General features: G+C 40.5%; 21 protein-coding genes and 1 tRNA gene. 7 read left to right on the top strand and 15 right to left on the bottom strand.

The genetic code is table 11. The features are described 5' to 3' along the window. Positions 1–266: 266 nt before the first annotated feature. On the bottom strand, positions 267–803 hold the full coding sequence (locus NSE_RS02890) for a nicotinate-nucleotide adenylyltransferase (protein ID WP_011452093.1): 537 nt from the start codon (positions 801–803) through the stop codon (positions 267–269). A gap of 284 nt (positions 804–1,087) precedes the next feature. On the opposite strand from NSE_RS02890, the gene NSE_RS04160 reads away from it, so the two are divergent. Beyond that, positions 1,088–1,210: a hypothetical protein gene (locus NSE_RS04160; RefSeq protein WP_264370743.1), complete on the top strand. Its 123-nt coding sequence runs from the start codon at positions 1,088–1,090 to the stop codon at positions 1,208–1,210. On the opposite strand, the gene NSE_RS02885 is transcribed toward NSE_RS04160, so the two are convergent. Further along, positions 1,199–1,714, bottom strand: a complete 516-nt coding sequence (locus tag NSE_RS02885) for an outer membrane lipoprotein carrier protein LolA (RefSeq protein WP_011452092.1) — start codon at positions 1,712–1,714, stop codon at positions 1,199–1,201. The genes NSE_RS04160 and NSE_RS02885 overlap by 12 nt on opposite strands. Positions 1,715–1,804: 90 nt before the next feature. Next, positions 1,805–2,134 carry a hypothetical protein gene (locus NSE_RS02880; protein ID WP_011452091.1) on the bottom strand — a complete coding sequence of 110 codons (330 nt, stop codon included), beginning with the start codon at positions 2,132–2,134 and terminating at the stop codon, positions 1,805–1,807. Positions 2,135–2,225: 91 nt separating this feature from the next. Here NSE_RS02880 and NSE_RS02875 point away from each other — a divergent pair, with 91 nt between their 5' ends. Together NSE_RS02875 and mnmG are read left to right on the top strand one after the other, a co-directional pair. Continuing rightward, on the top strand, positions 2,226–2,846 hold the full coding sequence (locus NSE_RS02875; RefSeq protein ID WP_011452090.1) for a hypothetical protein: 621 nt from the start codon (positions 2,226–2,228) through the stop codon (positions 2,844–2,846). Continuing rightward, positions 2,846–4,729, top strand: a complete 1,884-nt coding sequence (gene mnmG / locus NSE_RS02870) for a tRNA uridine-5-carboxymethylaminomethyl(34) synthesis enzyme MnmG (protein WP_011452089.1) — start codon at positions 2,846–2,848, stop codon at positions 4,727–4,729. Before NSE_RS02875 ends, mnmG begins: the two co-directional genes overlap by 1 nt. Here mnmG and NSE_RS02865 read toward each other — a convergent pair. The 4 genes from NSE_RS02865 to NSE_RS02850 all read right to left on the bottom strand — a co-directional run bounded on the left by NSE_RS02865 (position 4,721) and on the right by NSE_RS02850 (position 10,050). Continuing rightward, positions 4,721–6,097, bottom strand: coding sequence for a Na+/H+ antiporter subunit D (locus tag NSE_RS02865; protein ID WP_011452088.1), 1,377 nt, complete (start codon positions 6,095–6,097; stop codon positions 4,721–4,723). The two genes, mnmG and NSE_RS02865, sit on opposite strands and share 9 nt — an antisense overlap. A 209-nt stretch (positions 6,098–6,306) precedes the next feature. Continuing rightward, entirely contained in the window at positions 6,307–8,565 is a 2,259-nt protein-coding gene (locus NSE_RS02860) for a transketolase family protein (RefSeq protein WP_011452086.1), read from the bottom strand. 238 nt (positions 8,566–8,803) lie between these two features. Further along, positions 8,804–9,271, bottom strand: coding sequence for a hypothetical protein (locus NSE_RS02855; protein WP_011452085.1), 468 nt, complete (start codon positions 9,269–9,271; stop codon positions 8,804–8,806). A 191-nt stretch (positions 9,272–9,462) separates the two neighbouring features. Further along, the gene (locus NSE_RS02850; protein WP_011452083.1) at positions 9,463–10,050 is read right to left on the bottom strand and encodes a ribonuclease HII; all 588 of its coding nucleotides are present in this window, start codon (positions 10,048–10,050) and stop codon (positions 9,463–9,465) included. Positions 10,051–10,211: 161 nt separating this feature from the next. Between NSE_RS02850 and tsaE the strand changes: the two genes are divergently transcribed. After that, positions 10,212–10,631: a tRNA (adenosine(37)-N6)-threonylcarbamoyltransferase complex ATPase subunit type 1 TsaE gene (tsaE, locus tag NSE_RS02845; protein WP_011452082.1), complete on the top strand. Its 420-nt coding sequence runs from the start codon at positions 10,212–10,214 to the stop codon at positions 10,629–10,631. 137 nt (positions 10,632–10,768) lie between these two features. Here the strand turns inward: tsaE and NSE_RS02840 are convergent, their stop codons facing one another. The 3 genes from NSE_RS02840 to NSE_RS02830 are packed head-to-tail and all read right to left on the bottom strand — an operon-like array spanning position 10,769 to position 13,149. Continuing rightward, positions 10,769–11,686: an ATP-binding cassette domain-containing protein gene (locus tag NSE_RS02840; RefSeq protein WP_011452081.1), complete on the bottom strand. Its 918-nt coding sequence runs from the start codon at positions 11,684–11,686 to the stop codon at positions 10,769–10,771. Beyond that, a complete protein-coding gene (locus NSE_RS02835) occupies positions 11,679–12,407 on the bottom strand; it encodes an ABC transporter ATP-binding protein (RefSeq protein ID WP_011452080.1) in 729 nt (242 codons plus the stop codon). Before NSE_RS02835 ends, NSE_RS02840 begins: the two co-directional genes overlap by 8 nt. After that, positions 12,397–13,149 (bottom strand): MlaE family ABC transporter permease, encoded by a 753-nt coding sequence (locus tag NSE_RS02830; RefSeq protein WP_011452079.1) that lies wholly within the window; start codon positions 13,147–13,149, stop codon positions 12,397–12,399. The genes NSE_RS02835 and NSE_RS02830 overlap by 11 nt, the downstream gene beginning before the upstream one ends. A gap of 145 nt (positions 13,150–13,294) precedes the next feature. Between NSE_RS02830 and NSE_RS02825 the strand changes: the two genes are divergently transcribed. Continuing rightward, complete coding sequence (locus NSE_RS02825; RefSeq protein ID WP_227028938.1) at positions 13,295–14,134, top strand: glutamine synthetase; 840 nt, start codon at positions 13,295–13,297, stop codon at positions 14,132–14,134. Between the two features lie 161 nt (positions 14,135–14,295). Here NSE_RS02825 and NSE_RS02820 read toward each other — a convergent pair. The 5 genes from NSE_RS02820 to NSE_RS02800 all read right to left on the bottom strand — a co-directional run bounded on the left by NSE_RS02820 (position 14,296) and on the right by NSE_RS02800 (position 19,248). Further along, positions 14,296–14,368: transfer RNA gene (locus NSE_RS02820), tRNA-Thr, on the bottom strand. Between the two features lie 291 nt (positions 14,369–14,659). Further along, the gene (locus tag NSE_RS02815; protein ID WP_011452077.1) at positions 14,660–15,430 is read right to left on the bottom strand and encodes a polyprenyl synthetase family protein; all 771 of its coding nucleotides are present in this window, start codon (positions 15,428–15,430) and stop codon (positions 14,660–14,662) included. A 176-nt stretch (positions 15,431–15,606) separates the two neighbouring features. Next, positions 15,607–16,287, bottom strand: a complete 681-nt coding sequence (locus tag NSE_RS02810; protein WP_011452076.1) for a biotin--[acetyl-CoA-carboxylase] ligase — start codon at positions 16,285–16,287, stop codon at positions 15,607–15,609. 226 nt (positions 16,288–16,513) lie between these two features. After that, entirely contained in the window at positions 16,514–17,890 is a 1,377-nt protein-coding gene (locus NSE_RS02805) for an NADH-quinone oxidoreductase subunit N (protein ID WP_011452075.1), read from the bottom strand. After that, positions 17,887–19,248, bottom strand: a complete 1,362-nt coding sequence (locus tag NSE_RS02800) for a complex I subunit 4 family protein (RefSeq protein WP_011452074.1) — start codon at positions 19,246–19,248, stop codon at positions 17,887–17,889. The genes NSE_RS02805 and NSE_RS02800 overlap by 4 nt, the downstream gene beginning before the upstream one ends. A 209-nt stretch (positions 19,249–19,457) precedes the next feature. Between NSE_RS02800 and NSE_RS02795 the strand changes: the two genes are divergently transcribed. Both NSE_RS02795 and rpsL read left to right on the top strand, forming a co-directional pair. Continuing rightward, complete coding sequence (locus tag NSE_RS02795; RefSeq protein ID WP_227028937.1) at positions 19,458–21,497, top strand: ATP-dependent DNA helicase RecG; 2,040 nt, start codon at positions 19,458–19,460, stop codon at positions 21,495–21,497. Positions 21,498–21,563: 66 nt separating this feature from the next. Next, a complete protein-coding gene (gene rpsL / locus NSE_RS02790) occupies positions 21,564–21,932 on the top strand; it encodes a 30S ribosomal protein S12 (RefSeq protein WP_011452072.1) in 369 nt (122 codons plus the stop codon). Positions 21,933–21,935 lie beyond the last annotated feature (3 nt).

Genomic DNA, 21,935 nt, shown 5'->3' with positions numbered 1-21,935 from the left:
TGCCCTGTACATAGTTTTTGTACCATAGTTATTTATTGAACACCTTAGAGCACAATGTCTATCATATCATTGCTGGACATGACCTTGTCATGCTGTGTGATTTTTTAAATGGTTTTAATACTCCCCCACTTACCTAAGGCAGCTATGCAGCCTCTTAATAACATTATGATAGGTTGTGTGCACTACGGTAATTGCTTATAGATGCTATGCTTCCTATCTTGTGGTCCGAGTTATAGGACTGAATTTTAGATATTTACCGCATTGCATCATTTAGATTCTGAAATACGTTTGTACCATTCATTCTCACTGCGAAGTAAAGTTGACGAAATATCTCTCTTTTTAACTAGTACAGGTGAGACGCGTTTTCTATCTACACATGAAATAAATCGGGATCTCATGCATTTGTGGAAGAAATTTTCTCTGTCAAAAAGTGCAAATCTGACTTTTCGAATAATTTCTTTCCAATTTTCCCATGCATGAATTGTCATAATACTGTCCATTCCAGCAATCCATGTGAAATCATAATGCGGATATTGAGAAGTCAACTTCCTAAGAGTCTTATAGGTATATACGTCATCACTATTGATGAGCTTAATTTTCTTATTAATGCCTATCAATGTGCGAGCCATTTCAACCCTAATGTCGCAAGGAATATAATAAATCTGCTTTAGTGGATTCTTCCTACAAAAGAGCCACCAAACTTGATGCAAATTCAGGCGTTTTAACGCCTCCAAAGAAATATATAAGTGTCCAGTATGTGGTGGATTGAAGGATCCCCCTAGTAGACCTATTTTCAGTGACATCGGAAAAGATTATGGTCGGGAAACGATAGGTAAACGTTCGAAAGCGGAGAATATTATCGAAGGTCTGTTTTTACCAAATCCTTTTTAGCGACAATGATAGGTAATGAACATTAGAGCAAAACGGGGTCGATATACGCTAAAGATGCCGAAGAAGTAGCTATACAATTGGTGCTCACGCTTGAAGCATCTAAAGCGCTTGGAACCGTATCATATTTTCTCACATCAATAAAGAAGCTCTTTGTGTCGCTAATGTGATTTTTAAGAAACTCTACTTTGATTGAGTAATGCCTGTAAGGGAGAAGCCATCCGTTATTGCTTTGTTGATGAGAGGTTCGTGTCGTGACCCAAAACAAGATGATAAAAAAGGAAAAACCGCGATTGAGAGTCTTACGTCTCTATTGAGGTAGAAATGACTCAGTTATATCAAAAATGTGCCTATCAAGATCGGCATTATAGCACACATCACTAAGAACCATTCTAGTGACTTGTTTAGAGTCGTCCTCGAAAAGTATTTCCCTTATTTCAGCGGGAGAATGGCTAAGTACTAAGACGTACTTTTTGTTTTTCGAGGATCTCCCAAGATATAAGAGTTCACCACTAATGGATTGTTTATACTTATGTAAGGCTCCGAGATCCGATATTGCTAATAACAGGGGATCCGACTTACCGAGGAAGAAGCTCCTTGATTCCTTTAAAGTAGCATCGCGGTAAGTCATCATGCCCTTGTTCATCACGACAGAGACACCTTCCTTGTGATAGTCAATCCTGAATTTATGAGGGACGGCAAGAAAAAGAGTTCCGGTACTGAGTGTGCCGTCAGGATTATACTGAACGAAGGTAGCACAAAGCGTCCTGAGCGAGGCCAGATAACTGACCAGCTCAGCATTTGCAAGGGCGCAGGACGCCCGCATACAGCAAAAAGCGAGGACACAGAACAAAACCGCAAATCCCCTCACTGACACTGCACACTCAATTCAAAAGAAAAACTAAAACTGTCGGTACTACTTCTTAGACAAGAGCGCCATAATCTCATCAAGCCTTTTATCCATTTTTGCAAGACGTGCGCGCAGTTTTTTCAGTGATTCCTGAACCTCAGTCTTAAATGTATCTTCACCTGCTCCTTCTATCCCAGACATGAGACTACCAAGCTTTTCAGGATCCTTCATATACTCACTCTGGAGCTTCATGAAAGGAGCCAAAGCCTTCTGGAGAACCTCTGGATTTTCAGTGAACTTTTTAATTTGTTCCTGTACGGAATTCATATATTCTTCGGACAAATTCTCAAGATCTAAATCTAGATCCGCGTCATCATTTTTTACATTATCAGCCATGAAACCTCCCTGGATGTTTGAACAGCTAAGATGTTATGTATCAAAACTTCCGCGACCATGTTAACCTTTGGAAGGGTGACTAGTCAATCAGATGTCTATACTTAACAAGGATTGTAAGATTCAAAGTATACTGAATTCATTAATTTCTAGTGTTTTTCATGATCTTGGTAATTGCGTTTCTCTATTGAGCTTGTTGGTCGAGGTTAATAGAGATGACCCAAAAGCCTTTGATTTTAATGAGTTGCTTGAGGTAAATTCTCGAATGCTCATAAACTTGCGTGTTCTGCAGTATATGTTCCTCAGAGGAAGTAAAGGTGCGAGGGCATTAGCAGATATTGAGCAGTATTTGCTCTATAAGGGAAAAAAGGCGGTTTTCCACTTCGGTATTGAGTCTATCCAGGATGAATTCTTTGTTCTGATGCTGCATTCGTTGCTCCTCCTGAGCAGATTGTTTACTGACTATGCTAAAATTGATGTTTTTGCAGCCGATATGGAACTGAAGTTCATTGTAGTTTCTGATACTCCAATAGATGAAGAGCGACTTAAATTGTTTGATATCATTAGTTCTGGTTCTGAGGATGAAATAGAACTTCCAGAGCACTATAGAGCTCACTTGTACTACATAAAGGGGCTTTTGAGGGATTTAGGATTGCATATTAATACCACCTTTAAGCCTAAAGAGTTCATGTTGCGTATTTTTCCTCGTAATTGATGCAATACGTTGTCGTGATCGGCGGGGGTCATGCTGGAGTTGAAGCTGCTGCTGCATCTGCAAGGCTTGGTGTTGAAACGCTCCTTGTGACAAACAATGTAATGAACATTGGTGAGATGTCCTGCAATCCTGCTATAGGTGGTATAGGGAAGGGTAATGTTGTCAAAGAAGTAGATGCCATGGGGGGCGTCATGGCTCTGGCGATAGATAGAGCCAGTATACATTCTAGGATGCTTAATCGTAGTAAAGGGGCTGCTGTTTGGGGCCCTCGTGCTCAGGCTGATAGGAAACTTTACAAGTGTGCGGTACTTGAGCTGCTTACTAAATACGAGAAGCTCAGTATTCTTGAAGACCATATCACTGATCTTATTATTGAAAATGATCGTCTTATGGGTGTGGTTGGAGAAAAAACTGGAACTATCAAATGTAGTGCGGCTGTCTTAACTACCGGGACTTTCTTAAATGGTATCATTCAGACCGGTAGTGAAAGAGTCGAAGGTGGTAGGTTCGGTGAAAAGGCATCCCAGTGCTTGGGAAATACATTAAGGCGACATTTCAAAATTTCTAGGTTAAGAACAGGAACCCCGGCGCGTCTTTACAAAGACTCTATCAATTATTCTGCGCTTGTTGAGCAGCCAGGTGATTCGCCGCCTATACCGTTCTCATATATGAATACTGAAATAACGGTACCACAGGTTTCTTGCTATATAACTCATACAAATGGTAAGACTCACGAGATAATAAGAAATTCACTTAAATTTTCTGCAATTAGAAACGGTGTATCTGCTAGGGGGCCACGCTATTGTCCATCTATCGAGGATAAGGTTGTCCGTTTTGCTGAGAAAGATAGCCATCAAATTTTCCTAGAGCCAGAAGGTTTGGATTCAGAGCTTGTATATCCAAATGGGATCTCCAACTCACTCCCTAAGGAGATCCAGGAAGAATTTATTCGCAGTATCGCGGGTCTTGAAAAAGCAAGTGTGGCAAGGTACGCGTATACGATAGAATACGACTATATTGATCCAAGAGAATTGCGTTCTACCTTGGAGAGTAAGCGGGTAAAAAATCTCTATTTTGCTGGTCAGATAAATGGAACGACAGGTTATGAGGAAGCGGCTGGTCAGGGTATTGTTGCTGGAAGTAATGCCGCGGGTGCAGGTCTGATAATTAGTAGATCTGAGGGTTATATTGGTGTGATGATAGATGATCTCATCACGCTTGGTACCAACGGTGAACCATATAGGTTATTTACCTCCAGGGCAGAGTATCGGCTTAATCTGCGTTCTGATAACGCGGATTTTCGACTCACTGAAAAAGCATATAGAGTAGGTTTGGTCGATGAGGAACGCTACGCAGCGTACAAGAAGAAATACGACACTTTTCATAACTACAAAAGTAAGCTCAATGAGCTTTCAACCACTCCTTACGAACTAGCAAAGATTGAAGGTATTTCAATCGCTCAGGATGGAGTAAGGAAAAGTGCGTGGAATCTTATAACACAACCGCTTTTTGTTTTTGAAGATTTGTTGAGAATTTGGCCTGAGTTATCTGAGGTGCCAGAAAAATATAGAGAAATGCTTACTATTAACGCTAGATATGAGCCGTACTTACTCAGGCAAGAGCAGGATGTCAAACTACTTCGAAATAATGAGAAGGTCGTTATTCCTTCAAACTTTGATTTTGGTGCTATAAAGAGCCTTTCATCGGAAGTGATAGAAAAGCTTGAAGCTGTACGCCCGGAAACACTCGCTCAGGCTAAGAGGATCTCAGGTGTTACACCTGCTGCAATTGTGTCAATTCTGATCCATTTGAGAAGATTAGGCGCTGAGGGATCCCAGCCTTTTCCTAAGGATCTGGATCAGGCTCTTAGACAGCTAAATTAGTTTCAAAAAGAATCCACTTGTTAATGGAATGGCAATGTTTATCAGAGAGAGCGCCGACATTGATATGTGATATAGGATCGAATTTCCTGCTTCAAATTTATGTAATGCATTGAAAATCTTCCAGCTATAGATTGCAGTGATAATGCTTCCAATTATCAGGATCAACAGAGTTAAATAGTGGTGCATGTGTACCGTGAGAAGAAGGAGCTCGAGCTTTCCTAGAAATCCTGATGTCAGGGGGATTCCAGCTAAGCTGAGTGTCGCAACAAGAAGATAGATCTTTCTCATGGCTGACTGCTTGTGTCTTCTTTCAGTCTGATGTATTGCTCCTCCGGCTAGCATGAACAGCCCTGATTTGGTTACTGCGTGTGCAAGCATCTGGAGCATTGCAACTGAAACGGAGTAATCAGATCCAAGTGAAAGTGTCAAGGAGATGTAACCAATTTGTGAAATGCTGGAGTAGCTGAGCATTTGCCTTACATCCTGTGTTGTTATTGCCTGCAGACCGCATACGAAAATTGCTAATGTACTTAAAACCAGTATCACTATATTCAAAGGAAATCCAGAAAGGACTAAGACACGTGCACCAATAATTGTGTACACAAACTTAGCCAATAGATACAGCCCGACTTTTGAGCTCACTCCCGACAAAAATGCTGCTACGGTTGTGCTTGTAGAACTATAACAACGTACCAACCAGAAATGTAGAGGAAATAAAGCGCATTTGCCTATTATGCCAAGTACTACGAGCGTTGCACCTGCCCTACCGATATGTGAACTCAGTATTATGTCTGACATGGAGGTGATGATTCCAACATTTAGGTGTCCAGTGACTGCGTATATGAGTCCGATTCCAATCAAGTAGAACGTTGCAGAAATTGTTCCGATTATCAGATATTCAAATGCTGCTTTATATGATTCTTGTGTACCTTTAGTCGCAACAAGCGTGTAGCTTGCGAGTGAGGACAGTTCGAGAAAGACATAAATATTGAATAGATCGTTCGATATTACCATCCCCGAGAGACCAGCATGACACAGCATCAAGATGCTGTAGAAAAAACTTTCTCTATCTTTCTGGAATGAGTGCAGTACCGTCAGGGCTGTGACCGTATTGAGGAGAAGTAGCATAATTGCCGTGTAGTGATTGGCTGCAACTTCGATTCCGTAGATGGAGTCCCATCCACCAACCGTGAGTGATATTCTTATTCCTTGTGAGGTGTGTGCAAATATCGCGATTGAGCTGCCAACACCAAACGTCTGTGCGATAGGCAAGAGCGTACGCTTATAGACTTTCGCATTTGAGAAGATTAACAGGAGCGCGGCAAGCAGTGGTGAAATCACCTCTAGGATTAAAAGAGTTTGGTACATTCTTAGATCAACTCTTCTTGCATGTGCGATATGTTAAATCAACTTTGAGAAGCAATATACTTATGTCCACCGCTACACTCTCTAAAATCAGTGACTCCTACTGCAGCGTGGATGAGATAGCTACTATCCAATTAACCGCGAAGCTGCACAAACCAATCCGACCTCAATGGGTCTGTTCTATGCAGATAAGAATGCAAATACACTATCTGTCATTCGGACTTCGACAGCTTATCCAGGCAACGCTCTAATACAGCTGCAACAGTCAAACCAAAGTGATTATACACCTTATCATACGGTGCAGATATACCAAACTCCGTGATATTGAAAAGTGATTCTGAATCCACACCAAACATGGAGCTAATCATTAAACCCGAGCTCGCTTCGACAACAAATGGTATGCTTTCAGGTTCAATTAGTTGTTTCCTATTTTGGTTAGTGGAGTTTCTTTTGAGGATGGAAATGCAGGGCACAGATACCAGATCTGTTGGATAGCCCAATTTTTCCAATGCACTTTGAACTTCAGCGCAGATGCTAACTTCGGAACCGCTTGCCAAAAGGGAAACTTTTGCTTTTTTAGATGCTTTCTTTATCAGGTACGCGCCTTTACAGCACATGTTTTCTTTGGGGAATTCCCTTTGCAAGTAATTTACCTTCTGCCGAGACAAAACTATTACTGACGGTGCATTTGTAATGCTCAAAGCAGCTTGCCAGGATTCTGCTACCTCTATATGGTCGCATGGCCTAAAAACATACAAATTTGGAATAAGATTTAAACTATCTAGCTGTTCAACCGGTTGATGAGTCGGTCCGTCTTCACCAACACCTATTGAATCGTGTGTCATCACATATATGGTTTGTAGACCCATCAACGCAGACATCCTGATAGAAGGTCTCATATAGTCCGAGAAGATAAGGAAAGTTCCGCCATATGGAACAAGGTTTCCGTGTAAAGCCATACCATTCATACATGCTCCCATGAAATGTTCTCTGACACCGTAGTGTATGTAATTGCCATTATAATTACTGGCACTTATTGGTTTAAATGGTTCTGGGACCACGTTATTGGAGCCAGTAAGATCGCAGGAGCCCCCAAGCATTTCAGGTATTTTGCTTGTGAGAAATTTTACTACTCTTCCGGAAGACTGCCTTGTTGCTTCAGAGGAAACGTCTTGAGTGTGATTCCTCAGTTCATTGAATATCTCTGTGTACTTTAGTGGATGATATTTTTGGGGTTCAATGCATAAATCTTGCATTGAGTTTTCTGAGTTGAGCTTACCAATATTGCTGTCTGAAGTTGTAGTATGACACAATTCTTGTTTATCTCTGGGTATCAGTAGTTCAGGACTATTACACACACCACTTACATTGTTCTGTTTTTGAGGTTGTCCATTCGAATTGCCCATACCCTCTAAATAAGGTGTTCCTGATGCAGGAATATAATCTTCTTCATTTGTAGGAGTACTGTGTGTTTTGGTTGAGGCTTTGCTACTGCTCAAAAGAAAATCAGTGTTATGATCGGCTCCTGTTCTTCCCAAAGCTAATGAAACTTCCCCAGGAAGATTATTGTAAGCGAGTTGCCATTCCTTATATCTTTCTAGACTGCCCAAGGAGCGCCACTTCCGTAGGACGTCTTCGGGGATAGAAAATTCTTCTAATGGGTATTCCAACCTTTTCCTAAATGCGATTACTTCTTCTCGAGTTAGGCCACCACTGTGGGTCTTACTGGTACCTTCTTTTGGCATGGATTTGCCTATCACTGTTTTTGCCGCAATCAGAGATGGCCTATCAGATGATCGGGCATTTGCTATTGCATTCTCTATTGCAGCAAAGTCGTGGCCATCTATTTGTTGTACATCCCATCCATAACTTTCAAAACGTTTTAGATTATTATCTGATAAGCATAATGATGTGCTCCCGTCGATTGAAATTCCGTTGTCATCAAAAAAAAGTATTATCTTACGGAGTTTCATGTGGCCAGCAAAAGATGCTGCTTCGTGGCTGATTCCCTCCATAAGACATCCATCTCCAGCAATGATATAGGTATAGTGGTCTATGATGTTCCCGAAGCGGCTGTTTAATGTTGCTTCCGCCAGTGCCATTCCTATGCCCGTTGCAAGACCCTGTCCAAGAGGTCCAGACGTATTCTCTATCCCTTTTGCAATCCCGTACTCAGGGTGTCCAGGAGTTTTCGAGTGCAACTGCCTGAAATTTTTGAGTTCTTCAATCGTATAGTCTGGATAACCGGTTAGGTACAATAGGGAATATAACAGCATCGAGCCATGCCCCGCTGACAATACAAAACGGTCTCTATCAGGCCAGTCAGGGTGGTTAGGACAAAACTTGAGGAACTTTGCAAATAGGACAGTTGCGACATCTGCCATTCCCAAAGGCATCCCAGGATGCCCAGAATTTGCACGGCTCACTGCATCTATAGTCAATACGCGTATTGCTGCAGACATTCTCCTCATTATCCTTTGAGCTAGTCACGAGAAAAACCAATTGTAGCACATGCTAATCTCTGAGTCCTTAGTTTTAATACTTGGATAATATTCAGGTATATGCATTTCATTGTTATGCATTTTAATGTGAATACAGAAAAATTGTGAGCGACTATGACGCAAATACCGTATTTCTGGTCCCTGAGTCGTCATTAAAAGGCAGATTTTCACCTGGAATCTTACCACAAACGGGTTAGTTAAGTTGATTCTACCTGCCAAGCTGGTTTTCTGACTTACCTACATTAAAGGTAACTGACTGAATGGTTGGATTGTACAGACGCACGTTCATTGCTGGACCACATCTAGCTTTTGATGTTGGATAAGTCATTGACAGAAAGTGCATAAAACTTATCACGTGGGCTAGCTGTTTTTGGTTCTTCTTGCGTCTTCTCTCGAATTCTTGTTGTTTTTCGGTGTTTATAAACTGATATAAGTAGTAGTGCTGGAATGCGCTTTCCTCGTCGGCTCCACTTAACTTTTCATCTTTCTCATCACGAACTTCAGGCAAAGTAACTTTTGGGAGAGGTATTTTCTCTCTTTCGTACTTTATTAACTGGAGAACTTTGGAAAAGGAATTTTTCTTCCCCTCAACTTTCACAGAAGATATTTTCGACGGCGCAACCGCATTGTAGAAACGTACAAAAATTTTTTTTACAAAAACATGAAGCTTTTCCATATCTTACAAGCTAGCCTACGTTACCGAAGTATTACTGGTTATTTCGTTCTGTAAAGTGCCCAATCTACATTAAGATCTTACGATTAATATCAACTTCGCCGCAGCAGCAGCGGAATTGTTCAATTTTTACGATTGGTAAGTGTCTCAAAACAAAATCACGAAGCACACTTCTTCTCTTTTTTATTTTCATTCTATCTAAGAAGCATCCTCTTTACTGGAGCAAATTTCCTTCTATGGTGATCTGTAACTCCGTATTTTGCTAGTGCTTCAAGGTGTTCCTTTGTTCCATAACCTTTGTTAAACTTCCAACGGTAATATGGATATGTCAGGTCTAATCCTTCCATCAACCTATCCCGAGTAACCTTTGCAACAATTGAGGCAGCCTTTATTTCTCCATAAATCTTATCACCAGAGACTACACTTTTTACTTCTTTATATTTTGCTGCATTATTAATGATATCTCTACCGTCTATGAGTACTGTTGTTGGTACTACAGGAAGTCTTTCAAGTGCTCTTTCCATGGCCAGCAAGGTTGCATTCAGAATGTTCATTGTTTCTATTTCTTTCACACTGCTCATTCCTATAGCATTATAAGAGTTACTAATAATTTCCTCATACCAGGAGAGCCTAACAGCGCGTGAAAGGACTTTTGAGTCCCCTGGAATTGCTAGATTTTCTGTTAAAATAACTGCACATGCCACGACCGGTCCAGCTAAGCAACCTCTTCCTACCTCATCTACTCCTGCGATGAGTCCATTTTCTGATTTTCTGTATACCATGTACTAGATTTGGGTATTGAGCTATTTTCGCAATGACAAATTTGTGAGTGTTCAGAGTATAGTAACTTCGTGATTTTACTTTACAGAGAGTGATTTTAAAATGGCAAGCTGGGCAATCTTTGGTGTGGTGATATCATTTTTTGTTAGTTTAAACCGAGAAGATGGAAATAAAATATGCTCTTGATGAAATAAACCAAGTTGCCAAGATGATCGTTTCCATGTTAGAAGGCAAGCGAACTATCTTGTTATATGGAGACCTTGGTGCTGGTAAGACACACCTTTCTGCCGAAATCATCAGATGTCTTTTTGCAAAGATGGATTTAATCGTGCAAAGTCCGACCTACAGTATCGTAAACATATATCGATCTGATGCTTGTGATATAGCTCACCTTGATCTCTACCGTGTTAAGAGTACAGAAGAATTGTACGAACTTGGGTTACAGGAGATTCTTGAAAACTACTTTTGTCTAATAGAGTGGCCTGAAGTGATGAAGAATTTTTCCCTCAATGCATATGGAATTCTTCATATTACAATCACCATGGTAGGAGACGAAAAGAGAATACTCCGCTTAGATTGGTGAAGTATTGCTGTTTTGGTTTTGCAAGCGCGATTCTGATGATGCTATTGTGTACCGTATTTCTGAGAGATTACAAAGCGCAGCCATGTCAATTGTGTGAATTTTAGAAGGGCGCGTTTTGAGTCCTGTTTACTGGAGGATCAGCTTAGCTCTAATCTGGTTATTTTTTTATCATCGATATCCAATTCATTATGGTGCACGAGAAAAATAATTCCATTGCGTGCTAGTCTTAAATCGAAGAGTTCTGTGAATAGTGTTATACTTTTCTTGTCCAAATGGATAAAAGGTTCATCAAGTATCCAAATCTTTGAGTTGAAGAGCAGCAATTTTGATAGACTTACTCTTTTCTTCCAGCCGCTAGAGAGTTTTCTTACTTCTACGTTCGATATTTTCGTCAAGTCGAAAAATTCTAATGTAGCTTGTAGTAAATGGGTACAATCCCTGAGCTTCGCCCAAAAATATAGGTTCTCTAGTACAGTACGCTCCTCATCACAGGCTAGTTTTTCTCCAATATAAGTGATCTCACTATGAGGCTGAATTTTTTGAGTAAAATTTTCTCCAACACCTGTGCTTATAAACTTCTTGGTTTCTCTTTTCTCATCATGCTTGTCTTTATTGCACAAAGTGTTCTTTACCACATTCGTAGTTTCTAGTGTGTTGTACGTGTCATCCAGGTTTTGATTGTTGGTAACTTTATAAGAACAGTGCGCGTATTCTGATTGTCTAACTGACTTGTTTTCTACCTCAGGGTAGTTTCTGGCTAGGTTTTCCTTTTTTTCAATTCTGTCTGTATTGAGCGTCTTATCGTGTTGTTTTGCTTCTTTATCATAAATATCTTTTAGCTCATTGGCTCTTGCGTCTCCCTGTGAATAAAATGATATGCTTCCAGAAAAGGTTTTGAGCACCCCCGCAATGATGCGTAAAAGTGTTGTTTTCCCCGTTCCATTATCACCTCTAATCCACAAAATCTGGCCACTTTTCACGGAAAAGTTTATATCTGAGAGAATCTGTATTCCCTCCCTAGCAAAACCGATATTTTTTCCATCTATTCTAAGCATATGACAAAAAGTTTTTTATGTGTGGATTGTCGCTGGCGTCTAATGAACCCGTGTTTCCTTGCCATATGATCTTCCCCAAGTGTAGCATAGCAACTCTATCTGAAATTTTTCTGCTGCACTTAAGGTCGTGTGTCACGATTATACTAGAGATCTTTTCTTGCGTGGTATATTCTCTGATCATCTCTGTTATCTTTTTAGCAGTTACCGGATCGAGTCCAGTTGTTGGCTCATCAAAGAAGATGATTTCTGGTTGTGTGATAATCGTTCTTGCGACGGCTATCTTCTTTTTCATTCCTCCAGATAGTGCTGATGGATATGATGTCAAAATCCTGAGCGGTAGCTCAGTCTTGCAAAGGACTTGCTTGGATAATTCAATTGCTTCTTGTTTGCTTATTCCATTCCTTTTGGTCAGCGGGAAACATAAGTTCTCCAGGATCGTCATGCTGTCGAAAAGACAGTCGTTCTGAAAAGAAATTGCTATATTATGTTTGTGCATAATTTCTTCCACATTCTCTTTGATCTCCTCACCGTCGACACGGACTACACCTCTATTTCTCGGTATTAGTCCGATAATTGATTTGAGTAAAACAGACTTACCTTCACCAGACTTACCAATTACGGATAAAGTTTCACCAAAAGAGAGATCGAGGTTTACGTCATTCAAGACACTTCTGCCGCAAAGAGATACTGAAAGGTCACGAACACTGATCTTATTTTTCATGGAATATCGCTAATGTGATCAGATAGTTTGACAACAGTATTAAGACAAAGGATGCCACCACCGAATTTGTTACGGCAATTCCAACCCCTTTTGCGCCATGTGTGGCTCTCAAAGCATTAAAGCAGCTTACACTTGCTGTAATAAAGCCAAAAAAGAACGATTTTGTCATTCCAGCAATAAGATCCTTGGATGTAAGAAAGGTAAGTGTATCTGATACATAAAGCATTTTGCTAAAGGCAAATTTGTATGTTCCTATAAGGTAACCGCCCAGCATTCCAAAGAGTGTAGAGACTATCTCTAACACAGGAAAAGAAATCAGCGCTGCGATGATCTTGGGAAGTACAAGGTACGCATGCACATTGATCGAGAGTGACCTCAATAAGTCCACTTGTTCTGTCACTCGCATTGTTCCTATCTCTGCTGCTATTGTTGAAGCAACTCGTCCTGCAACTACTATACCAACAACAACGGGTCCTATTTCCCGAGTGATCGATTTTGCTAAGATTTGCGCAACCATCGTTTGTGATTGAAAAAGATCAAGGCCAGTATAGGTATGGAACGCCAACATTGCTCCTATGAACACAGCAGAAAATGCAACGATTGGCATCGAGTAATATCCTATCAAGAATAGCTGTTTTATTATTTCCGAAAAATATATCTTCCTACCGCTCAGGAACGTGCTTAGGCTGAAGAGCGTAAAATCGCCGAAGATCTTAATTGTATTTTTAATATGATTATACATTGTGCAATGTCCATATGAACGCGAATGTTCTTTTCTATTTAGAAAAGTAGAAAGAATCGTCCTGCTCTTATATCAATTGAAGATAAGGTAATCAAGTTCACTGTGTTCTAGATGAACTTTCAGATTCGAAAGATATAGGTGATAATTGCGTGAAAATGTAACTAGTATGACTCTGGCAACTCTGAATGAACAGTTTAACTTTGGAATAAAATTAGGGATCGAATTGGAATTCTACAGTAGTGAAAAAATCGGGTTTTTTAAGGAGTTGGTTTCGCAGCACTTTAGTTTGATCGAAGGTGTCTCTAAAGAAAGAGGGGATGGGCAGTATGAAATCTCGACACTTCCGACAGGTAACATATCTCTTCTTTTAAATGAGATAAACAGCTTTAAGAGCCTTGTACGTGGAGTAGCAGATTTTTCGGCCAAACTACGCTTGGACCAGCCTGGAAGTGCCTTGCATGTTCATGTTAGTTTGCACGATAAAGGGTCTCAAAAAAATATCACCAGGTTGGAACCTAAGCTAAGAAGCTTTATTGTTGGTGGATTTTGTCATTTAATGCGTTCTTCTATGCTGTGTTTTGCTCCTAGTATTGAGTCCTATAGGCGCTTCCAATATTACGATAAGTTCACACCTAGGTTTATAAATTGGGGTTTTGAAGAGAACAAAAGTAATGCTGTACGGGTTACTTATGACACGATAGAGCATAGAGTAGCGGGGGCAGATGCAGTACCCTCAAAAGTATTAGGACAAATAATGCGGGCGATCAAGTACGGCATTTGCAATGAGGTCGTTCCAAAGGCGCCAAATTTTGGAGAGAGTCAATATGCAGAGGCATTTCAGGATAGGCTGCCACTTTCATACTCTGAAGCTATAATTCATGGCGGTGAGCACGGTTGTTTCGAGGGTATGATGTGTATGAATAGTGTTGGAATTCAGAACCATGCAGGCGAGGTTGGTGTGGGAAAGTGTTTATGCTGCCATTAGCTAAATTCCTCAGAATCGCTGCTGGATAAACTTGGTTTGTAAGGTGTGTTTTTCTTCAGAGTGTGACCGGTAGATGAAGTAAAGCGTGCGGGACACAACAGGGCGGTGTGTTCATAGAAATAAAGAATATCAAGCTGGTGCCGTAGGAACAGAAGAAGGCGTGCCAGCGGAGGGACTCGAACCCCCAACCTACTGATTACAAGTCAGTTGCTCTACCAATTGAGCCACGCAGGCAGCACTTGGAATCTTACTACAATCTTGCTTTGCAAACAATACTAACTTCCTAAGGTATACTGGCCGGGTTGTAGCAGGGGCAATTAATGTATATAGCTGAAGTGCCTCACTTATCTTCGAAAATATGTTTTGAGGTTCACTTTGGTCGTAGTCGCGTTGGTGTTTTCTGTTGAGTGTTTGTGTCCAATTGGTATCAAGTATTTTTGGTTTTAGGTCAGTTAGATCATGTTCTGATGACTCACTTAGCCTAAAAACGGATTCTATGAGTTAGCACTTTTGCTTTGCGGATTCTTAGAGCGATCCGTTGATAATTAAGGTAATTAGTTCGTCTATAAGTGTCTTTTTTTCAAGCAGAAATGTTGTATCAATAATTCTCTTAATTTTTTTTAGAGAAACAGTGATACTCCTTTGAGGGTCATTTTTAGCGTCTCCATCTTTTATGTCATCCACAGCTTGAAAAATTATGCCTATTTCGTACCCAAATGCTTCTAATACAGTCAGCTCACTTTGTCCACTATTCGCGAGGTGACCAACGCTAGAACAACTCAATGCAAAAAGTGAGCCAGATTTCATTTTATTGATTTCATCCGCGGTGAGTGTAGAACTGCCTATGACGTCATGAACCTGTCCTGTGATCATTTCTAATACATATTTGGAAGTACATTGTACAAGCGGTGTGCCATAACGACTGAGCATCTGATAAGCTAAAACTAGCAAGGCATCTCCTGCGAGTATGGCGGTGCTCTCTTGGAAAGCAATATGGCATGCAGGCTGATTCCTTCTTTCATCTGAGTTATCCAGGGCAGGGAGATCATCATGGATGAGTGAAAAAGAGTGGATCATTTCAATTGCAGCAGCAACTTCTATAGTGTCCACGTATGGGATATTGAATAATGTGCCAAGTTCTAACACTAAAAATCCACGAATATGTGAGCTCTCTGCAAGGAGGGAATATCTGATTGCTTGAAAAAGTTTATCTTCACTTGGAAATAGAGACAGATTCTCTTTTAGAGTCTCGCGAATCAATCTTGATGCTTTTTGCAATTTCTTTTTAACTGTCATATCTGATTTTGGTGTGCATTACGAATAAAAAATGTGGAGAATAGGGTAATCTAACAGAGCAATCTCTTACTGTCGATGATCAAGATCACGCAGCTTTCGTTGAGAATCAATGTATCGCTGTATGATTCTCCAGCTACACCAGCCTAATAATCCAATGTATACAAGGTATGCGGTAATTACGTAGTACATATAGACCCCGAATAAAATTTTTTTTGCTCTTTAGTGTAGAGATCTTCAAGCACGAGAGCTCCATCTGGTGCTACATCAATGAAAAGACCTCTTTCTAATTTTCCGTTTGTATTAAAGTCGATTTCTTTTCCCAGTAAGAATGCCTTGCTTCTCAATATTTTAATGATTTGTTCAATTGGTTTGCTCTCGTGTTCTCTGAGTGAGGCTAGGATCTGCAGTGAAAGTTCATCGAGTGAAATCTGGTGGTATTTATCTAAACAGGTAGTCCATTCATATGGTGAATGTAATACATTCATCCCTATCCCTATAACTAATTTGCCAGAATTATATTCCAGTAATATTCCGCAAATCTTCTTTCCATTGACTAGGATATCATTAGGCCACTTATATTGAATATCCTTTATCCAGTTTGAGAGTAGCTCACCTACTGCAACAACCACCTTAAGAACGATTTCTCCAGTTTTTACATCTTCGTTGAATAGACCGATACTCATGAAAAGATTACCTTCCACGATTTTCCAATCTCTTTTCCCATTTCTTGTTTTTCCAAAAAGCGGTTTTTCTCCAATGAGGAGTGTACAATTGTCTTTCGAGATGAAGTCTTTTACAGCATCATTCGTATTTTCTGGAGACTTGAGGCGTATTAGGTTAAGAGGGCGCGAAAACATTAGAGGAGAGCAAATTAGTAGAATAGAACATACTTAAGGAGTGTCCTTAAAATAGCTTAATATCGAACCGATGCTGCTGCAACGAACAGACCAGTCACGACGGAACGTGTGAAGAGAGAATGTTAGGTATGTACGCGGTACAATTGTAATCCTGGCTACGACCATACAGACGCAGTAGCAACTCCTGTGTACAAGAAACTGATGTTAGGAATGATAATGACACGGATTAGCAGATCAGAAGTACAAACCCAAATGTTGAGAACAGTGCACACAAAACGACTATCGACGTGAGAAGTGTATTATGTCCCAAGCTTACTTTGATGCCCTCTTCTGCTATGTTTGTAAAGTAGGTTTCCTTAGCTATTCTTGCGTAGTAGAAAGCAGAAATCACGCCAGCAAGCATTGAAAAAAGGGCTGTGGGAACATGATCTGTTTCAACGAGAGTCTTCACTACATATGCCTTGCTCCAGAACCCTATAAACGGTGGTACTCCAGCGGAGGAGAAGAGCAAGAGCACAAATGCGAGAGCAACCAAGTTATTCGAGCATCTAAGCTTTTTCAGAGAAGTGATATGTTTGTCTTTTAGCATCAATACGACAGAAAGAATGCCAAGGTTTGTAAAGGAATATACCAGAGCATATGCAACTCCTGGATTTCCAAACGATAGACTTGCTGAGCTACTTACCCCAAGCAGCATATAACCCACGTGTGTGACAGATGCAAATCCTATAAATCTCTTGATATTCTTTTGTCCAAATGCAGAAAAAGTACCAAAAGCAATGGATAGAATGCCAGAAATAAATAATATGTTCCTAAGATACTGAGAATTCTTTATTAGCTCAGTAGGGTGAGTAGATCCATCGTATGTAATAGGTTCTAAGTTAGAGATAAGTGAAACTAACACCACGATGAGTGAAAGCTTCGGTAGTACAGCAAAAAATGTTGTAGAAACCGTAGGAGATCCCTCGTAAATGTCACCTACCCACGAATGAAAGGGTGTAGCAGCAATCTTAAACATCAGTCCTGAAATGAATAGCAGAACTCCTATAGAGTGGATCTTATTGTCCGCTATAAAAAGGCTTTTTAGTGAAAGGTCACCGGAGACCATGAAGATTAACGATATTCCATATATCATTACTGCTGACATGAATGTTCCCAGAAGTGTATACTTCACACCAGCCTCTGCACTCTTAATCGATTTATGTTTTATACAAGCTAGTATGTATTGTCCTATGCTATGAAGTTCTACAGCTAGATATAGGGATGCCAAAGTGTTGGACGAAACAGAAAGCAGCATTCCAAGGAGTGAAAGCAGTACCAAAACCGAAAAGTTTTTTGAATATGACTGCTTTACAGCGATGGCCTGTATGAAAAAGATACATGCAAAAGCGAGTATTACAAGTTTGACAGTTTGTGTGAAAGGGGAAATTAGTAGCATCCCGTTTAAGATTTCGGCTGATGCATAAGTTTGACTGAAAAATGTAGCTGCTAAAGCGATCAATACTGCAATTAGTCCAAATTCATTCCTGCTCTTTAAGAAAAGCAGTAAACAGGAAAGAGTAAAAAGTGTAATTTCAGGTAGTAAAAACAGGTATTGATTCATCTCAAAAAATTAAGAAGAAAGCTCGGGCGGAGACCCAGAAACATCACTAGGATGATTAAAGTAATGAGTGGTATAGACTCGTGTAGGTGAATATCTTGAAAGATTTTGCCTTCAGGAGTGCCCCATATGATTCGTTTGCAAAGGTAGAGCATATAACAAGCTCCTAAAACTACACCAGTAGCACAGAGTATCGCAAACGTCTCCATGCTTTGAAATAGCCCTGTAAATGCTAGGAACTCACCCACGAAACCTGCGGTACCAGGAAGGCCAATTGCCGCAAGTGAAAAGATCATAAATGCAAACCCTAGCCTGGGAGCAAAATTCATTATACCGGAGTGGTCGGCGATTTGTCTTGTTGCACTGCGGTCGTAGATGTAGCCTATGCAAAAAAATAACCCTGAGGAGACCAAACCATGACTTAGCATTTGAAATACCGCTCCTTTGTATCCCTCAATATTGAATGCGAAAAGACCAGCAGTCACGATTCCCATATGTGCAATCGACGAGTATGCAATGAGTTTCTTTATATCTGTCTGTGCAAGTGCAACTAACGAGGTATAGATCACTGCAATTGCGCTTAGTGAAAGTACTAAAGTAGAGAATTCTCTGCTAAGTGAGGGAAAAATTGGTAACAAGACTTTGAGCATTCCATATGCCCCTAGTTTTATCAGTACACCCGCAAGCATCACTGAACCTTCAGTTGGTGCCTGAACATGCGCATCCGGCAGCCAAGTATGAAATGGGAACATCGGTATTTTGACGGCAAATGCCAGGAAGAAGGCAATCCAAATAAGTTTTTGTGCTGCAATCGGGATTGTGTTCTCTACCAAATGTACCAAGGAGCTAATTTCGAGTGTCCCTAGTTCTGCAAATAGATACAAAATCGATATCAAAAATCCAATCGATCCAAACAGTGTGTATAAAAAGATCTTAAACGCTGCATATACTCTCTTCTTTCCTCCCCAAAGACCAATAATGAAAAAAATTGGGATGAGCGAAAGCTCAAACATTATGTAGAAAGTAAGTAAATCCGTTGCTAAGAAGAACACCGTAAGGACGAATTCAAGCAAAAACAACAGGCTAAAGTAACCAGGGGGTTTATCCTTTGCCATGATCATGCAGAGCATCGTAAGCAAGGACGTCAAAAGCAGCATTACGCAGGAAAGTTCATCCGCTTTGAGTGTGATCGTCCCCAGTTGAAAGACTATAAACTCAGAACCAGCACGCGCGGTTACGATGACCGAAGCCAAGAATGTGGATACAGAAAAGAGAATGGAAAAATAGTATTTGCTGTTCGACACAAAGAACGGTACAAGCAGTGATGCAAACAGGGGAAGCAGTAGAAACAGCGGTGTCATTATTTGGCTAGGGATAACACCTTTTGAACAACGAATGAGCATAGATTGTACCATCCTTGATATTGCAAGTAAATAAATTCTGTCATCTCAAATGTGGTCTTGTTTGGGCTGTAGTCATTTTGCTTTGGATTGAGTGATACTCTCTCTTGCAGGAAGAGCGTTTCTTACATTTGATCTTGAATGCATATAATGTCTAAATCCGTTTATCGGTGGCGAATCACATGGCCAACTTGTTTGATCCAATAGATAAGATTTTTCTACTCGAAGAGAGAATGCTTGAGGTGGTACGTAACCTTGTTTCTGGGAGTAGAGTTGTCGATCTGTTGCTGCATAAGCCAAGGGGATTTGTCAATAGGTGTAACTTTAAGGCGATTGCAAATTCAGTCGAGGGAGAATTTGTAACGATCGAGGCAAGGTACGAGGGATCAAAAGAGCATTTTCATAGATCTAGACGAGTAAAGCGACTTCATAAGTTTTTCTTCAAAGATAAAAATGAAGATTCTTTAGAAGTGATTTTTTTCACAAAAACTTACTTACAGAGGAAGCTAAAAGTAGGAGAATGGTATCTCATAAACGGGAGAATGGGAGTGAGTGCTCAGATGTTTCATCCCGACAAGATATTAAAACTTAGTGAGCGAGATAAACTGTCGGCGTTTGAGCCAAAATATCGCCTTTCAGACGGTATAACTAACTACCAGTTTTTATCTTTGGTTGACAGTTTACTTAAGTCGTCTAAACCTCCAAAAGAGTGGCTAGAGCAAACATCTGTAAGAAAGAGAGGGCTAATATCATGGGGAAAAGCAATTGAGCAGTTACACCACCCATCATCCGAGGTTGAGTTCGAACAGGCATGCAAAAGGCTTGCTTATGATGAGATTCTTGCAATGCATTTGGTGAACAACAGTCTGCATACTCAAGTCTTAAATCAGAAGAAGGAGCCTATAAAAGGAGATGGCAGAATTACAGCTCTTTTGCGTTCACGGTTGCCATTCAGTTTAACAGAAGGTCAAGAAGAGGTGATAAAAAAAATATATGCGCTGCAGGGGCAAGATGTAAGAATGGTAGCCCTACTACAAGGTGATGTTGGAAGTGGAAAGACACTTGTTGTGATTTTTGCCATGCTTAATGCAGTGGAGGTGGGTAAGCAAGTTGTTCTACTGTCACCAACCATCGTGTTAGCTAAGCAACATTTTGAGGTTCTGCAAAAATTACTTCCGGAACTCAAACCTGTGCTTCTAACCGGGGAAAAGATTGCTTGTTCTAGGGAGCAATTCTTACAAGACATTAGATCTGGGGATGCGAAAGTCATTGTTGCCACGCATGCAATTTTGGCTGTTGGGATACTTTTCTTTGATCTGGGGCTCTTGGTCATAGATGAGCAACATAGGTTTGGAGCAAATCAAAGGACGAAGTTGATCAGAGAGAATCCTGGAGCTGACCTGGTGCTTGTAAGTGCTACCCCGATTCCCCGGACAATAGGACAAGTGTTGTTTGGTTCAATCACCTTGCTGAACCTTAGGGAAAAACCCAAATCTAGACCAGTCGTAACTACCTCTACAGTAACAAAAAGCAAAATTGCAAAGCTCATTGAGAGGATTAAAGTGATTCTCGGAAAAGGGTCCAAAGTATTCTGGATTTGTCCCGTGATTGAGGAAAGCGAAAATTTAAAAGTTATTTCTGTAACAGAAAGGTTTCGACTGCTTAAAAAACACTTTGCCGATGAAGTAGATTGTGTTCATGGTGTGTTATCGGCGCAAAAAATGGAGGAAAAACTCACTGCTTTTCGCAATGGTAAAACGAAAATACTACTTGCTACAACCGTTGTTGAAGTTGGTGTAGACATTCCTGATGTAGACGTAATAGTTATTGAAGATGCAGATCATTTTGGATTAGCTCAGCTCCATCAACTTAGGGGTAGAGTAGGTCGCGGAAACAAAAAGTCTTTCTGCATTCTCCTTTATGATTCCCAGAAAATCACCGAAAACGGAAAGAAGAGGCTAAAGATACTTAGAGAGTCCAGTGATGGTTTCTTCATAGCAGAAGAAGATTTTAAACTACGGGGTGTTGGTGATATTTTCGGGGTCAGACAATCCGGATTTTACAAGTTTAAGTTTTTAGATAGACCTTTCGAACACTCATTTTTTGATAGCGCATCAATGGAAGCACAGGATGCTATAAATATGGGCAGGATAGCTCAATATGAGGTGTTGATAAAAGTATTTTTTTCAGATAATAATTATTACCTGTAGCTCGGCCCGAGTCCGCGCTGTGTCTTATTTTCGGAAAAGTTTTGTTTTCGGTCTAAATTATATTTGATGCCTACGATCAATCAGTTGGTTAGGAAACCCAGGAAGACTCCTGCTAGGATAAACAGGGTTCCGGCGCTTAATAAGAATCCATTGAAAAGAGGGATATGCTCTAAGGTTTACACGACAACACCTAAGAAGCCGAACTCTGCGCTTAGGAAGGTTGCAAGGGTGAGGTTGTCCGGTGGTGCTGAGGTGATTGCGTATATTCCTGGTGAGGGGCATAATCTTCAGGAACACTCTGTTGTTTGCATACGTGGTGGACGTGTAAAGGATTTGCCTGGTGTCCGCTACCACATAGTCAGAGGGGTTTTTGATACCGAGGGTGTCAAAGGAAGAAAAAAAGGAAGATCTAAGTATGGTGCTAAGAAGAGTTGACAG

The organism is Neorickettsia sennetsu str. Miyayama (assembly GCF_000013165.1).
In the GTDB taxonomy this organism is placed as follows: Bacteria; Pseudomonadota; Alphaproteobacteria; order Rickettsiales; family Anaplasmataceae; genus Neorickettsia; species Neorickettsia sennetsu.
Note: the sequence above shows the minus strand (reverse complement) of the source record. Positions and strands in the feature narration are given on the sequence as shown.

What these genes read in the sequence shown, in the direction of transcription:
- NSE_RS02840 (WP_011452081.1), bottom strand. Translation starts at nt 11,686, where the DNA reads ATGCTTAGAATAGATGGAAAAAATATCGGTTTTGCTAGGGAGGGAATA.
- NSE_RS02860 (WP_011452086.1), bottom strand. Translation starts at nt 8,565, where the DNA reads ATGAGGAGAATGTCTGCAGCAATACGCGTATTGACTATAGATGCAGTG.
- NSE_RS02830 (WP_011452079.1), bottom strand. Translation starts at nt 13,149, where the DNA reads ATGTATAATCATATTAAAAATACAATTAAGATCTTCGGCGATTTTACG.
- NSE_RS02835 (WP_011452080.1), bottom strand. Translation starts at nt 12,407, where the DNA reads ATGAAAAATAAGATCAGTGTTCGTGACCTTTCAGTATCTCTTTGCGGC.
- NSE_RS02805 (WP_011452075.1), bottom strand. Translation starts at nt 17,890, where the DNA reads ATGAATCAATACCTGTTTTTACTACCTGAAATTACACTTTTTACTCTT.
- NSE_RS02810 (WP_011452076.1), bottom strand. Translation starts at nt 16,287, where the DNA reads ATGTTTTCGCGCCCTCTTAACCTAATACGCCTCAAGTCTCCAGAAAAT.
- tsaE (WP_011452082.1), top strand. Translation starts at nt 10,212, where the DNA reads ATGGAAATAAAATATGCTCTTGATGAAATAAACCAAGTTGCCAAGATG.
- NSE_RS02800 (WP_011452074.1), bottom strand. Translation starts at nt 19,248, where the DNA reads ATGACACCGCTGTTTCTACTGCTTCCCCTGTTTGCATCACTGCTTGTA.
- mnmG (WP_011452089.1), top strand. Translation starts at nt 2,846, where the DNA reads ATGCAATACGTTGTCGTGATCGGCGGGGGTCATGCTGGAGTTGAAGCT.
- rpsL (WP_011452072.1), top strand. Translation starts at nt 21,564, where the DNA reads ATGCCTACGATCAATCAGTTGGTTAGGAAACCCAGGAAGACTCCTGCT.
- NSE_RS02815 (WP_011452077.1), bottom strand. Translation starts at nt 15,430, where the DNA reads ATGACAGTTAAAAAGAAATTGCAAAAAGCATCAAGATTGATTCGCGAG.
- NSE_RS02855 (WP_011452085.1), bottom strand. Translation starts at nt 9,271, where the DNA reads ATGGAAAAGCTTCATGTTTTTGTAAAAAAAATTTTTGTACGTTTCTAC.
- NSE_RS02850 (WP_011452083.1), bottom strand. Translation starts at nt 10,050, where the DNA reads ATGGTATACAGAAAATCAGAAAATGGACTCATCGCAGGAGTAGATGAG.
- NSE_RS04160 (WP_264370743.1), top strand. Translation starts at nt 1,088, where the DNA reads ATGCCTGTAAGGGAGAAGCCATCCGTTATTGCTTTGTTGATGAGAGGT.
- NSE_RS02880 (WP_011452091.1), bottom strand. Translation starts at nt 2,134, where the DNA reads ATGGCTGATAATGTAAAAAATGATGACGCGGATCTAGATTTAGATCTT.
- NSE_RS02885 (WP_011452092.1), bottom strand. Translation starts at nt 1,714, where the DNA reads ATGCGGGCGTCCTGCGCCCTTGCAAATGCTGAGCTGGTCAGTTATCTG.
- NSE_RS02890 (WP_011452093.1), bottom strand. Translation starts at nt 803, where the DNA reads ATGTCACTGAAAATAGGTCTACTAGGGGGATCCTTCAATCCACCACAT.
- NSE_RS02865 (WP_011452088.1), bottom strand. Translation starts at nt 6,097, where the DNA reads ATGTACCAAACTCTTTTAATCCTAGAGGTGATTTCACCACTGCTTGCC.
- NSE_RS02875 (WP_011452090.1), top strand. Translation starts at nt 2,226, where the DNA reads ATGTCTATACTTAACAAGGATTGTAAGATTCAAAGTATACTGAATTCA.